The organism is Cupriavidus phytohabitans (genome assembly GCF_017815025.1).
Lineage (GTDB): Bacteria > Pseudomonadota > Gammaproteobacteria > Burkholderiales > Burkholderiaceae > Cupriavidus.
This window is the reverse complement of the sequence record NZ_JAGIQB010000015.1, coordinates 17,588-30,937: the sequence shown is the minus strand read 5'-3', so window position 1 is coordinate 30,937 and position 13,350 is coordinate 17,588. Positions and strand designations below refer to the sequence as shown.

Here is a 13,350-nt window from a genome sequence, read left to right as displayed (position 1 = left end):
GACGCATGCTAGCCGCGGCACGCCTCATGCGCCCCCTCCTCGGCGGAGGGGGCGATTGCCAGCCAGGCCCGTCGTGTGCCTATAATCAGACACCATTTCGAGCCAGGCACGCCGCCCCCAATGGCAGGGCGAAGCCACGGACGATGCATTGCCACGCACGCAGCCCGGCATGCGCGTCCCGGCGAGCGTCGCATCCAAGCCAACAGGTACCTGCCAGATGACCTCCGTGAACCGCGGCTCGGGTGCCGCGTTTTCCGAGCTTGCGCTCAAGACCATGCCGCCGCGCGCGCCGCGGCACCTGCTTGCGCGCGTGCGCCTCAGCCTTGACAGCGAAGCGCTGCGCGACCGGCCCGCGGTTGTCGTGCAGGCACCACCGGGCTTCGGCAAGACGCTGCTGCTTGCGCAATGGCGCCGCGAGTTCCTGGCGCGCGGCACTGGCGTTGCCTGGATTTCCGCGGACACCCACGACGATCCACTGCATTTCCTGCAGTGCCTTGTGCTCGCTGTCCGCGCAGGTTGCGCGCGGCCCGGCTTTGGCCGCACCCTTCTCGAAGGCGCGGCCGCAGCGCCGGGCAGCACCGAAGGGCTCACGGCCTGGCTTGCCGAGGTGGCCCAGACGTCGCTGGATCTCGTGCTGATCGTCGACGAAGCCGAACGCCTCTCGCAGGACGGATTTTCCGCACTGCTTTACCTGCTGCACAATGCGCCGCCCAATCTGCGCATCGTGGTCGCGGTGCGCGGCGGGTTCGACACGGCTGTCGTTGACCTGACGGCGTACGGCCAATGCACCGGCATCGGCGCGGAAGCGCTGCGTTTCCGCTTCGATGAAACCATGACCCTCGTGCGCAGCCGCTTCGGCGACCGGGTCGATGCCGACAGTTGCGCGCGCCTGCATGAGCTGACCGACGGATGGCCGCTTGGCCTGCAACTCCTCCTGGCGGCCATGGAGCGCGGCGCCGATCCGCGCAGCGTCGTGGATGCCATGGCAGCCCGCCCGGCCGATGAAGGCGAGCACCTGGTCGGTGGCCTGATCGCCAAGCTCACGCCCGACGACGTCAGCTTTCTGACGCGCATCGCCGTCGCGGATCACGTTCATCCGGACCTGTGCCGTGCGCTGACAGGCGCCGGGCAGGCTCCGGAGCAGCTGGCGCGGCTGATCCGCGAGACACCGATCTTCGTGTCCGGGGACGACAGCGACTGGTGCCGGCTGCACGCGCTTGCGCACAGTGCCCTGCAGGCTCGCCTGGCCGAATTGCCACTCGCGGAGCAGACCGAACTGCATATGCGGGCGTTGCGCTGGCTCGCCGCGCGCGGCATCACCGAGGAAGCTGCGCGTCACGCACACGCGGCGGGGCAACATGCCCTTGCCTACGAGCTGGCAGGACGCTCGCTATATGACGCCGTGATGCAGGGGCGGCTGGGTACCGTGCTCGAATGGCTGGAACGCCTGCCGGATGCGGAACTGGACCGCTACCCGGGCCTGCGCCTGGCCGCTGCCTGGGTGCTCGCGCTGGGCGAGCGCCATGCGGAGGCCGAGTCGCTGGTAGCGCGCATGCTTGACGGGGCAGGCGACGATACCGTCCTGCGCTATGAATGCGCGCTGATCCTGAGCATCGCGGCCTACTACGCGGACCAGCCAGACCGTTGCCTTGCGCTGCTGGAGCCATGGCTCCAGCCACCCGCCGCGCGCGACCCGCGCCTCGCCCAGATGCATGCCAATCGCCTGGCAATGGCGGCGATCCTGCAGGGGCAGACAGGGAATGCGCGACGCCATCTGCAGCTCGCGCCCCGCGGCGACCTGGGCGAGGGGCATCGCTACGCGGCGCGCTGGGGAGAGTTCGTGACCGGGCTGAGCTACCTGCGCGAAGGGCAGGTGATGTTGAGCGAAGCCATCCTGCGGCCCGCCCTGGCAAGCGCGGAAGCCGATCTCGGCCGCCGCCATCCGCTCGCCTGCATGCTCGCGTCGCTGCTGGCCGCGGCGGTCTACGAGTGCGACCGGGTCGACGAGGCGGCCGCGCTGCTCGCCAACCGGCTCGACGTGCTGGAGCGGGCCGGCACGGCCGAGACGTCGCTGCTGGCGTACCTGAGCGCTGCGCGCGTGGCAGCCGTGCAGGGCGTCGAGCACCGCGCACTCGACCTGCTCGAAGCGTTGTACGCGGTGGGCGCCGCGCGCGGGATGCCGCGGCTTTGCATTGCGAGCCTGGCGGACCAGGTGCGGATGCATGCCGGGCGCTTCCGTGCCGAGACATGCCGGGCCCTGATCGTCCGCCTTGACGAACTGGTCGCCGGGGCCGAGGCGGGCCACGGCCCGCTGTGGCGCCGCGATGTGGCGCTGATGCAAGCCATGGCACACGCCAACGCGGCAATCGCCGCGCAGGACTGGCCGTCTGCGCTGGATGCGCTGCACCGCGCGGCGCCTGCGGCCCAGGCCATGAAGCTCGGGCGCAAGCGTATCGAGATCATGGCGCTGGAGGCGTTCGTGCGCCATCGCGGCGGCGAGGACAGCCGCCGGCTCATGCAGGAAGCCATGAACCTCGCGCAGACCTATGGCCTGGCCCGCACCTTCGCCGACGCGCATCCGGCGCTGGCCGACTGGACCAGGCGCTTGATGGAGGAGGGGGCCGCGGAATCAGGCGCCGGCCAGCCGCTGCCGGCGGCGCGCGTGCCGCGCCGCGCCGAACGCCCGGCGACGGAGCCGCGTGCCGTGGCCAGCACGGTGCTGACCCCCAAGGAACGCGAGGTTCTTGAGCTGCTGGCGCGCAATCTCTCCAACAAGGAGATCGCACAGGCCATCGGCGTGGGCGAGGTCACGGCAAAGTGGCATGTGAAGAACCTGTTCGGCAAGCTCAGCGCCGGCTCGCGCAAGCACGCCGTGCGGCGCGCCCAGTTGCTGGGGCTGCTGGAGGGTCTCGGGTAGTCCCGCCCTTTCGTGTGCGTTTTGCCTCCTCTTTCGCGCAGGGGGCGCCTGGCCGCCTTCTCCGGATGATCGGAAAGTCCCAACCACGGTGCGCCAACCGGACCCGACACGTGTCCATGACACCGAAACGCAGACTCTATAGCGGCCCGTGACGCGCGGCGCCTAGCGCGTACTTTCCAGCGCCGCTTGCTGACGCCGCCACGCCGCCACGCCGACACGCTGCAGCCGAAGCGGGTGGAGAACCACCGGGAAAAGGCGCTGAGCGAGGAAAAGCCCACCAGGATCGCAACGTCCGATAACGCTCGTTCGTTGTTCTTCAGGTATCTCGTGACAAGGTCGACCCTGACGGCATCGACGACTGACATGTAGTTCTGTCCATAGCCAGCCAGGTGGCGATGCATCGTCTTGCGGTCGATGCCAAGCTGCCGGGCCACCTGTTCGGCCCCGCATTCGCCGGTGGGCAGCAGCGCGAATACCAGCTTCCGCACTTTGTCCGGCATGGTGGCATCGGATTGCGCCAGCTTGGTATCCAGGAATTCGCGCGCATGGCGGCCCAGCGCCGCATCCGACGTCGCGCCGGCCACGTCGAGATCCGCGGCGGGCAGCAGGATGCCATCGAAATCCTGGCGGAATCGCACCGGCACACCGAACAGGCGCCGATGCGTGGCAAGGCTGGCAGGCGCGGCGTGGGTGAAGCAGACGCTGCGCGGTCTCCATGCCGTCCCCGCGAGCAGCTTGAACAACCGGAACCAGAGGCAGATGACGAACTCCGTCGATTGCCGCATGGAGCCTTCCCGGGACACCAGGAATTCAAGCCTGACAACCGCGGTGTCCCCGACCTCCTCGATGCGCAAATCGAGCGCTTCATTGAGCAAATGCAGATAGCGCGCCATCGCACCCAGTGCGTTGCGCAGGGTGGCGCCCTCGCGCATCACCACCCACAAGGGCCCCAGCGTTGTCAGTTGCCGGGCTTCCGCCACGCGTAGCCCAAGGTCTTCCAGGCCGGCCAGCTGTGCCGAATCCTCCAGCAGTTGCATGACCGACTTCGCGGGCACCCGCATTTCCGGGTCCACCAGGGCAGTCGGGCTGATACCCGCCTGCCGCAGTTGCCGGTAGGGATCCAGGCCGAGCTGGCGGGCTACGTCGACAAACTCCGTGAGGTTCACCTGTTGCAGCAGCGTAGACATAGGAGTTCCCCCAGGTGCCCCAAAATGTAAAGTCGCTGCCCCGGAATGTCAACGCATCGCGCGCCGGTTCTTCAATACTTGCATCGACCCTCCTGCTTCGACCTCTACCTACAATCTCTTGGAGTCGCAATGCGAGTCGAGCCACTTACCTGTTCCATTGGAGCCGAACTGGTCGGCGTCAGCCTCGCCGATGCGATCCACGATGACGGCGTCTTCGCCGGCATCCGTGAAGCACTGCTCAGGCACCGTGTCCTGTTCCTGCGCGGCCAGGACATCACAGCCGGCGAGCACGTCGCCTTTGCGCGCCGCTTTGGCGAACTCGAAGACCATCCGGTGGCGGGCAGCGATCCTGAGCATCCGGGGCTGGTCCGTATCTACAAGAGTCCCGACGAGCCCACTCCGCGTTACGAGAATTCCTGGCACACGGATGCCACCTGGCGCGAGGCCCCGCCGCTTGCCAGCATCCTGCGTTGCCGGGAATGCCCGCCTGTCGGCGGCGACACCATGTGGGCCAATATGGTGCTCGCTTACGAGAATCTGCCGCAACAAATCAAGGACCAGATCGCTGACCTGCGCGCACGCCACAGCATCGAGGCAAGTTTCGGCGCGGCGATGCCGATCGAAAAGCGCCACGCGCTGAAGGCGCAGTTCCCGGACGCCGAGCATCCTGTCGTCCGGACGCATCCCGAGACCGGCGAGAAGGTGCTGTTCGTGAACGGCTTCACCACCCACTTTACGAATTTCCATACGCCGGAGCGCGTGCGGTTCGGGCAGGACTTCAACCCGGGCGCATGTGACCTGCTGCGCTACCTGATCACGCAAGCCTACATTCCCGAGTACCAGGTGCGCTGGCGCTGGACCCCGAACAGCGTGGCGATCTGGGACAACCGCTCTACCCAGCATTACGCGGTCATGGACTACCCGCCATGTCATCGCCGGATGGACCGGGCCACGGTGATCGGGGACCGCCCGTTCTGAGCGACACGCCCGGGCACTGCGTCCTGCTTCCTTCCACCCCCGTTGCAACCCAAAGCGAGACTGAGAGACTGACAATGAGCCAGATCGACCCCAACCTGCTCAAGGACAAGGTAGCCGTGATCACCGGCGCGGGCCGCGGCATCGGCCGCGCCATTGCAATGGCCTATGCCAGCGCCGGTGCCGCGGTGGTATGCAGCGCCCGCAGCGAGGCCGACATTGCGCAGACAGCCGCGCTGATTCGTGAAGCGGGTGGCCGGGCCATTGCCCAGACCGCCGACGTGGCGGACTACGAGACCGTCGCGACGCTGTTCCAGCGCGCCAGCGATACCTTCGGCGGTGTCGATATCGTGGTGGCCAATGCCGGCGTCGCGCTCGAGCAGCGCAGGATCGCTGACGGCGATCCCGCGCTCTGGCGCAAGACCATCGATATCAACCTGACCGGTGCCTACCACACCGCCCATGCCGCCATTCCCCATCTGCGCCGCCGCGGGGCCGGCAAGATCATCATGATCGGTTCGGGCCAGCGCAAGCGGCCTGCCGCGGGCTTTTCTGCCTACTCGTGCTCGAAGAGCGGCCTGTGGATGCTGACCCAGTCGCTGGCGACGGAACTGCAGGAGGACAGCATCAGCGTCAATGAGCTGATACCGGGGCCGGTCAGGACGGACATGACGCGCGATGTTCCGGTGCCGCCCGGCGAATGGTTCAAGGATCCCGCGGACGTTGTCCCGCTTGCCCTGTTCCTGGCCGGCATGCCCGATTTCGGACCCAGCGCGCAGAGCTACAGCCTGATGCGCCGCGCCTGACGCCAGACGAGAACCCGACCGACAACCGAAGGCTGCAACGGCCTTGCAGCCGCAGCCCGTGCAAGGAGGCCCATGAGCCGTTTAGTCCGCAGCGCCACGCTGTCGCGCTACACCGAGGTGGCCCGCTCGGTTGGGCTGGATCCGCTGCGGATCCTGGCAGAGGTCGGGCTGCCCGGGACCTGCCTGGACGCCGGCGACAACCTGGTCTCCGCCAGCGCAGTCTGCCGGCTGCTCGAAATGTCCGCGGCAGCCTCCGATGCCGAAGACTTCGGCCTGCGCCTCGGGGAGGGCCGTCAACTGTCGGCGCTCGGGCCTCTCGGCATGGCTGTTCGAGATTCACGGACGCTGCGCGATGCGCTTGGTGCGATGGCGCGCTACATCACGCTGCACAGCGAGGCACTGTTCCTCGGCGTGGAAGAACGGGAGGGCGCTCTTGTCATCCGCTTGTCCCTGATGGTCGAGCATTCCGGTTCGACACGCCAGGCCGACGAAATGGTGCTGGTCTCGGTTTACCGAATGCTGCAGGAACTGATGGGCCCAGGCTGGCGTGCGCGGCGCATCTGCCTTTCGTACAGGGCGCCAAGGAACCTGGCATCCCACTTGCGCGTGTTTGGCCGACCCGTCGAATTCGGTTGCGACTTCAACGGTATTGTCTGCGAGCTGAAGGACATGGAGGCAGTGCTGCCCGCCGCGCGCCCGGAACTGGCGCGGTATGCGCATGCGTACCTGGACTCGCTGGCCGCGCGTGCGACCATGTCCATGAGCGAGAAAGTCCGGCGGATGGTGCTGTCCTTGCTCTCTTCGGGAACCTGCAGCGTGGAACGTGTCGCCAGCCAGCTTGGCGTCGACCGGCGCACGGTCCACCGCAAGCTGCTGCAGGAAGGCTCGACATTCAGCAGCATTCTCGATGAGGTCCGTGCCTCGCTGGCGGTGCAGTATCTCGGGCATTTGGAACGCCCGGTCAGCTACGTTGCCGTGTTGCTCGGATTCTCGATGCAGAGCGCGTTCTCGCGCTGGTTCCGCGGCCGTTTTGGCTGCAGCCCCAGTGCATGGCGCAGCGATGGCGCGCAGTCGGCCGGGCCCCTTCCACGGCAACAGCTGGTGGCGGCGAGCCCGGAGCAGCGCGTGTAGAACGGCATCGCTCCGACGTGATCCGTAATCTGCAGACGCACGCAGTGGCCGGGATCAACGAGGTTGCCCGCGCCTGCCAGCGCCGAACGGACATAGTCCGCGCAATGCAGGAGCGCATCGAGCGCCGCGGCATCGTCGACCCAGATCTCGTCCACGGTATCGTAGCGCGCAGCCTGACCGGGGGCCGCGCGGACGGTGCTGTGGACGTAGCGCCGCACACCGGGCAGGCCCTCCACCAGCGGCGCATGCACGTCGCGCCAGTAACGCAGGTACTCCTGGCGGTCCATGCCGGGGGCGCCGCACGCTCAGGAAGATGAGATGGATCATGTCGTGGGCACTCCGGCGGTGACGCTGGGCGCGCGTTCCAGTGCATCGAGAATCCGCGTGAATCGCGCCTCAAGGCGCGGCCGCATGCGCGTTGGCGTGAAGATGTAGAACTCGCCTGTCAGAATCGCCTCCAGCGTGTGACTGGCCACCAGCTGCGGCGCCGTGCCGGCGGCAACAGCGGCCCTGAACGATTCGCCGGCATGGTTCGAGCGTTCGGCGATCGGAGTCTTCACTGGACCAGGACAAAGCACGGATACGCCAATGCCGGTGCCGCGAAGCTCCTGCTCGAGTGCCTCGGAGAGGGCCACGACGCTGTATTTCGTGGCCGCGTAGGCGCCCATGGGAAAGTCGCCGTTCACCCAGAAGCCCGCGCCTGATGCCGTGCTGACGAAATGCGCGGGCTCGCCGTGCCGGCGCAGCAGCGGCAGGAAATGACGGATGCCGTGAATCACGCCGAACACATTGACGCCGAACGCGCGGGTCCAGTCCTGCTCGGACAGCGAGGCCAGTTCGCCGCTCATATCGATGCCGGCATTGTTGAAGACCAGATGGATGCGTCCCAGCTTCGCTTCGAACTCCTCCGCCGCATCGCGCACGTCCGCATCGGAGGAAACATCCAGTACACGCGTGCAGATGCGCCTGCCGGTCGGTGCAAGGCGCGCGCGTGCGGCGTCCAGCCCGTGCGCGTCGATGTCGGCCAGCGCAAGGTCGGCACCGCGCGCCGCCAGTGCCTCGGCCAGTTCGAGGCCGATGCCGGACGCGGCGCCGGTGATGATTGCCGCCTTGCCCTGAAAGTCCAGAAGGCGGGGTCGGGCGTCCGGCCGGGAATCGTTGCAATCGATGTCTGGATGCGTCATGGATGTTGACAGGTAAGTGCTGAGGGGTGCTGAGGTGCTGAGGTGCTGAGGGGCTGAGGGGCTGAGGGGCCGCGGCACTCAGCCAATGACGGATTCCGGAGCAAGGCGGACGAGCTGCTTGCCGATGTTCTTGCCGGTAAACAGGCGGTTCAGGGCGGCGGGCGCCTGCTCGATGCCGTCAACGATGTCGACCCGGTACCTGAGCTGGCCGTCCCTGACCCATTTCGCCATGACTTCCACGGCTTCGTGGAACCGCGAACGGTAGTCGGCAATGAGGAAACCCTCGATGCGGGCGCGTTTCATGATGACGTTGCGGAACATCTTCGGGCTCCACCAGTCACCGCTCGCGTTGTAAGTCGATATCATTCCGCAAAGGGCAATACGGGCACCCGGGTTGATCAGCGCGAGCACGGCATCCATGGTGTCGCCGCCCACGTTCTCGAAATCGACGTCGATGCCGTCCGGGCAGGCGGCGCGAAGATCGGCAAGCACGTTGCCTGCCTTGTAGTCGACACAGGCATCCAGGCCAAACTCTTCCCTGACGAGCCGGCATTTGCCCTGGCCGCCCGCAACGCCGACCACCCGGCAGCCGAGTATCTTGCCGATCTGGCCGGCGATCGAGCCGACGCCGCCTGCGGCGGCCGAGACCACAATGGTTTCGCCAGCCTTGGGCCTGGCAATGTCGAGCATGCCGAAATAGGCGGTCATGCCGGAGTTGCCCAGCACGCTCGCAAAGGCATGCAGGGGCAGGCCGTGCTCCACCGGGACGCGCCTGGCAGTCTTCGTGACCGAATACTCTTCCCAGGCCATGCCGCCCTCGACAATGTCGCCTGGCCTGAAGTCCGGATGGTGGGACTCGATGACCACCCCCATGGTGACCCCGCGCATGACTTCGCCAAGTGCCACCGGTGCCATGTACTGGTCGATCTCGCTCATCCAGACGCGGTTGGTCGGCGCCACCATGAGATAGATATTACGCACCAGCATTTCGCCGTCCTCCGGCCGTGGCATCGGTGCTTCGACGAGCTGCAGGTCGTTGTCGCCGATATCGCCGACGGGGCGCTGCCTGAGGATCCAGCGCCGGTTCATTGTCTTCATGCTTGTTCCTCCAAAATTCGTGACTGGCGCCGTGTGCGCGGGCCGCGTTGCCGGTCGCCGCAGTGCGCTTGCCGGCTCAGTCTTCCAGCGCGCCATATACGATGTTGCGCAACAGGGACCGGTACCCGACGCGCGTCGCCAGGTCGTTCTCCTGGAGCATCAGGATGGCAACCAGCTGCTCTTGCGGATCTGCCCAGAAATAGGTCCCGAGCGCGCCGCCCCAGTAGAAATCGCCGATGGAACCGGGCACCGGGCTCAAGCCCTGCGCAGTGCGCACGCCCACGGCGAGGCCATGGCCCTGGCCGAGATCGGGCAATGGCGCGTTGATGCCGAGCCCGGTTGTCGAACCGCCATAGCGCGTGCCCCGCGGCAGATGGTTGCCAAGCATTAGTTCGACGGTCTTGCGCGAGAGCACGCGCACGCCATCGAGCACGCCTCCATCGAGCAGCATCTGGCAGAAGCGCGCGTAGTCGCCGGCCGTGGACAGCAGGCCGGCGCCACCGGAATGCCAGCGAGGCGGGTTGTGCTCGTCGTAGTCGAACAGGGCGGAGGACTTGCCGGATGCGCCGGCTGGCAGCGCCAGGCCCGCGCCGTCCTGCCTGATCAGCCCGAAGCCCGTTGCATGCATGCGCAGCGGCTGCGTTACACGCTCCGCGACGAACCGAGCGAGGTCCATGCCCGAGACAATCTCGATGATGCGGCCAAGCACGTCGGTGGACATGCCATATTCGAACACCTCGCCCGGCTGGCATTGCAGCGGGATGGCCGCCAGCTTCGCGATCATCTCGGCATTGGTCTGTCGGGGATCCATCAGGCCGCATTCGCGATACTGGCGCTGCACCAGCGAGTCGCCGAACTGCCCGTATGTCAGCCCGGACGTGTGCCGGAACAGGTCGTGAACGGTCATGGCGCGGCGCACGGGCTCGAGCGCAAGGCGGCGCTCGCCGGTATTCGCGTCGACTGACTCGACGCCGACCTGGAGGCGGGCGAACTCGGGGATGTAGCGTTCGACGGGGTCGCTCAGGGCCAGTCGGCCTTCTTCCATCAATGTCAGCGCTGCCACGCCGACGATGGGCCGGGTCATCGCGGCAATGCGGAAGACCGAATGGTGTTGCATCGCACGCGACGGGGTATCCGCATGCTCGAAGCCGAACGCCTCGAACCAGCCGATCCGGCCCTTGCGCGCAACCAGCACGACCGCGCCCGGGATCTTGCGCCGGTCGACATCGGCATGGATCACCGCCGAGATCGACTGCAGCCGCCGCGCGGACAGTCCCACCCCTTCAGGGGTATCAGCATGTTCGAGGGCACGGGTGAGAGGCAATGCAGGCTCCTGCAAGTTTCGGCGGATCGAGGGTTCGGCGCGGTGCGCTGTGCCGGTGAGGTATGTGTGCCGATTCTAGGCAGACGGTCGGCTTGGCGATTGATGGTAGGGGTCTTTGTCGTGACCGCCGGGGACATTGCGTCAGCGGCTGGCGACGGGAATCGGGGAGGAGGGGAGCAACCAGCGAAGGTTGGATGATCGCGGCCGATCGTCCCGATGGCCGCGAAGGAGCGAGCTCCGGCGGGAAGGCAGCAGCAACGCCGCCGGAGCCGCGGACCGTCAGGGCTGGATGCTATAGGCCTTCACGATGGCGGCATTGCGATCGTATTCGGCGCGCAAGGCCTGGCCAAGCTGGGCAGGGGCTTGCGCCGGTACTGTCTCGAAGCCGAGCCCGAGGATACGTTCCTGCACCTTGGGCGTCGAGGCCGCCTTGTAGACGGCCGCCTGGATCTTCTGGACCACGTCTGCCGGCACCTTGGACGAGACGAACACGCCCGCCCAGTTGTTGAAGTCAATGTCCGGATAGCCCAGCTCGGCAAAGGTCGGAACCTGCGGCAGCAGCGGCGAACGCTGTTTCGCGGCCAGGGCATAGGCCTGCAGCTTGCCGGCCTTGATCATCGGCAGCGAGGTCACCATGCCGTCATACATCACGGCGATCTGTCCGCCCATGACCTGTGTCAGCGCCGGCGGAGAGCCGGCGAAAGGCACGTGCTGCAGATCCATGCCGGCTTTCTGGTTCATGATCAGGCCGGCATAGTGGGCGACCGTGCCCGCGCTGTAGGAAGCAAAACTGAGTTGCCCCGAATGGGCCTTCACATAGCTCACCAGGCTCGGCAGGTCCTTGGCCGGCAGGCTCGTCGACCCGACCAGCACGAGGGTCGACCTGGCCACCGCGGCCACGGGCTTCACATCCTTCATCGGATCGAAGGAGACCTTCACTACATGCGGGATCTCCGTGAGCACATTGGTGGTTGACACCAGGATGGTCTGCCCGTCGGCCGGCGCCGCCAGCATCGTGTTGATCGCAATGCTGCCGCCGGCGCCCGGCTTGTTATCGACCACCACGGGCTGGCCCAGTTCGGCGGTGAGCGCTTCGGACAGCACGCGTGCCAGCACATCCATGGTGCCGCCGGCAGGCGCAGGGATCAGTACCCGGACCGGCTTGCTGGTCCATGCCATGGCGACGGGCATGGACAGGGCCAGGACAGCGCACACAGCGGCGCGGCGCATGCAGGTCAGGGCAGGGCGGATTGGCATAGGTGTCTCCCCGTTATAAGTGTGGGCTGGAAATGGGTGCCATTGACGACGGAAGTCGTGGCAGAAGTATGGGCGGTCGAGGCAAAGCGCCTTAACATTCGGGGGCAAAAATTTGACATTTCGGGACAGTTAGGGAAAGCCCAATGTGGGCGGGCCTTGTGCTTGGCTGGCGCCGGCGGCGGCCCTCTTCGCATCTCACTGCAAGCCCAACAAAGAAAAAGCGCCCCGGAATCCATCCCGGAGCGCAAAGTCCGACATGATCGAGCAGACCCGCGGGGTGGAGACCGTGACGCCCTGGCGTACCCGATTGCAGTCATGCCGCAATGGCGGAAGCGATTTCGCCATTCCCCATAGTGTCGCCGTGCAGGCGCATAAACAGACCACTCGAATTGGGGGGACTTCATCTCGCCAGACCGTACGTATTCGCCCGGCGGTTTGCGATCAATGAATTGCTTCAAACCTGACGGCACCTTCTCGCGCGCACCTGGAATAAGGGCTCCGTGTAATTCTGTGGATTCGCGGCGGTGCACCGACCCGACAAGGGAGATGCGTTGTGTATTGAAGTGCAAGCCGGCAGGTAGATAATGCCAACACAAGCAAATGGGGGGTTACGAGTGACAGCCAGCGAATTAATGGTACGAACAGCGCAAGAGGGCGACCACGAATGGATCGTTGCTGCGCATGGAGAAGTCTACGCCACGGAGTTCGGCTTTGACGGAAGTTTCCAGGACAGCATCGCCCGGAAGATGCATGCATTTCTCCAGCTACCAAGCACGTTCAATCGCGTCTGGGTTGGATGGATAGGGGACAAGCGCGCGGCGTCGATTGCAATCTCCGACAGACCTGGCGATGTGGCGTTTCTCAATTTCGTTCTGGTCCTGCCGCAGTATAGAGGCAGAGGCGCCGGGCATGCCTTGATGAAGATAGCCCTCGATCATGCACGCGCGCACTCGTTGAAGGAGGTACAGCTCGAAACCTATAGCTGCCTCGTAGAGGCAAGGGCGCTTTATCGACGCCTGGGGTTCCATACGACGGAGATAGTGCCTGGACAAAAGGCGTTTGGGCAGACATTTCAACAAGAATTCTGGGCGCTTGGTCTCTAGCAGGCTGTTGCCGCGGTCCGGTTGTCTCTTTTCGGACCGATGCCGGGCGTTCGGCGGAGGGACGATGATGGCAGAAGTTGGCCGGGGACGGTCATCCCTATCCGCAGGTCGGTCACCAGCAGTGACAATGCACGACCTGGCCATGTCCTTCGTCCGCGGCATACGCATGATGCCTGGCCCGGCGTCGGAGTTCAGTTCCCCGGCGCGGCTCGTGCTTGGGTTGAGGCGGACTGGAACCACTGGTGGAGCCATGTTGCGTTGCAGCCAGCAGAAGTGCTGCTCGCCCTGCCTGAAGTCGAGGGCGGAAGGACCATCCTCTCCCGATCCCTCATGAGTCTGCCTGCGCATGATCTGCCTGTTCCTCCCCT

9 protein-coding genes and 2 pseudogenes are annotated in these 13,350 nt (G+C 66.0%); 5 read left to right on the top strand and 6 right to left on the bottom strand.

Annotation, left to right across the window (positions count from 1 at the left end):
- Positions 1 to 217 precede the first annotated feature (217 nt).
- A complete protein-coding gene (locus J8I34_RS12585) occupies positions 218 to 2,917 on the top strand; it encodes a winged helix-turn-helix domain-containing protein (protein ID WP_209806177.1) in 2,700 nt (899 codons plus the stop codon).
- Between the two features lie 212 nt (positions 2,918 to 3,129).
- On the opposite strand, the pseudogene J8I34_RS12580 reads toward J8I34_RS12585, so the two are convergent.
- A pseudogene (locus J8I34_RS12580) lies at positions 3,130 to 4,104 on the bottom strand (AraC family transcriptional regulator); the annotation flags it as partial.
- A 129-nt stretch (positions 4,105 to 4,233) separates the two neighbouring features.
- On the opposite strand from J8I34_RS12580, the gene J8I34_RS12575 reads away from it, so the two are divergent.
- From J8I34_RS12575 to J8I34_RS12565, 3 genes are all read left to right on the top strand, one after another.
- Positions 4,234 to 5,082 carry a TauD/TfdA dioxygenase family protein gene (locus J8I34_RS12575; protein WP_209770064.1) on the top strand — a complete coding sequence of 283 codons (849 nt, stop codon included), beginning with the start codon at positions 4,234 to 4,236 and terminating at the stop codon, positions 5,080 to 5,082.
- Positions 5,083 to 5,156: 74 nt separating this feature from the next.
- Complete coding sequence (locus J8I34_RS12570) at positions 5,157 to 5,885, top strand: SDR family NAD(P)-dependent oxidoreductase (RefSeq protein WP_209806176.1); 729 nt, start codon at positions 5,157 to 5,159, stop codon at positions 5,883 to 5,885.
- A gap of 72 nt (positions 5,886 to 5,957) precedes the next feature.
- Complete coding sequence (locus J8I34_RS12565; RefSeq protein WP_029044643.1) at positions 5,958 to 7,016, top strand: AraC family transcriptional regulator; 1,059 nt, start codon at positions 5,958 to 5,960, stop codon at positions 7,014 to 7,016.
- Between the two features lie 77 nt (positions 7,017 to 7,093).
- Here J8I34_RS12565 and J8I34_RS12560 read toward each other — a convergent pair.
- The 5 genes and pseudogenes from J8I34_RS12560 to J8I34_RS12540 form a co-directional block, all read right to left on the bottom strand.
- Positions 7,094 to 7,303, bottom strand: a pseudogene (locus J8I34_RS12560) (EthD family reductase); the annotation flags it as partial.
- A gap of 36 nt (positions 7,304 to 7,339) precedes the next feature.
- Positions 7,340 to 8,200 carry an SDR family NAD(P)-dependent oxidoreductase gene (locus J8I34_RS12555; protein WP_209806175.1) on the bottom strand — a complete coding sequence of 287 codons (861 nt, stop codon included), beginning with the start codon at positions 8,198 to 8,200 and terminating at the stop codon, positions 7,340 to 7,342.
- A gap of 78 nt (positions 8,201 to 8,278) precedes the next feature.
- Entirely contained in the window at positions 8,279 to 9,298 is a 1,020-nt protein-coding gene (locus J8I34_RS12550; RefSeq protein WP_209806174.1) for an NADP-dependent oxidoreductase, read from the bottom strand.
- Between the two features lie 76 nt (positions 9,299 to 9,374).
- Complete coding sequence (locus tag J8I34_RS12545) at positions 9,375 to 10,622, bottom strand: serine hydrolase domain-containing protein (RefSeq protein ID WP_209806173.1); 1,248 nt, start codon at positions 10,620 to 10,622, stop codon at positions 9,375 to 9,377.
- A 279-nt stretch (positions 10,623 to 10,901) separates the two neighbouring features.
- Positions 10,902 to 11,879, bottom strand: a complete 978-nt coding sequence (locus J8I34_RS12540) for a tripartite tricarboxylate transporter substrate binding protein (protein ID WP_029044638.1) — start codon at positions 11,877 to 11,879, stop codon at positions 10,902 to 10,904.
- Between the two features lie 584 nt (positions 11,880 to 12,463).
- On the opposite strand from J8I34_RS12540, the gene J8I34_RS12535 reads away from it, so the two are divergent.
- Positions 12,464 to 12,982 carry a GNAT family N-acetyltransferase gene (locus J8I34_RS12535; RefSeq protein WP_209806172.1) on the top strand — a complete coding sequence of 173 codons (519 nt, stop codon included), beginning with the start codon at positions 12,464 to 12,466 and terminating at the stop codon, positions 12,980 to 12,982.
- Positions 12,983 to 13,350: the final 368 nt, after the last annotated feature.